Below are 514 nucleotides of genomic sequence, written 5' to 3' on the forward strand. Positions count from 1 at the left end.
CGTACGGGTCGGGCAAACCACACCGGCGAAGCCATCACCTTTATGACTATAGCCGAGGAATACCACGTGCAGAAGATTGAAAAGATCATCCGCATGACCATCCCCCGGCAACCGCTACCCGCTCTGGTCGAAGTCACCGAAACGCCTTTTGACGAACAACAGGCTATGCTGCGTGAAATGGACGAGCAACGGCCGAAAGAAGATCCGACGTTTTTGGGTGCCTTTCACGAAAAAAAGGAGAAAAATACACCGAGTGGAAAGGACCGCCTAAAAGCGAAATCGAAGATGACCGGAGCAAAAAAAACCACTTCTCGGCCTACTGGGCCACGTTCTGGCGCTTCGGCACGAAAATCAGGTGGGCCAACAAGTGGTGCAAAACGCTCCGGGGCAAAGGGAGGCCGTCGGTAGTATCAGCGCAATGTACTAACTTGGATTCCCCATTCGTTTTACCCATAATACCAGCAGTGTGTTAGTCAGTATGAACGTCCGGATGAATCTGGTGCAGTGGAGTTTG

At 51.9% G+C, this 514-nt stretch carries 1 pseudogene; it reads left to right on the plus strand.

The annotated features are described in order from the left end of the window. Positions 1-408, plus strand: a pseudogene (locus tag ACYVD4_RS32085) (DEAD/DEAH box helicase); the annotation flags it as partial. Positions 409-514 lie beyond the last annotated feature (106 nt).

The sequence above is a fragment of the Spirosoma daeguense genome (assembly GCF_054776875.1).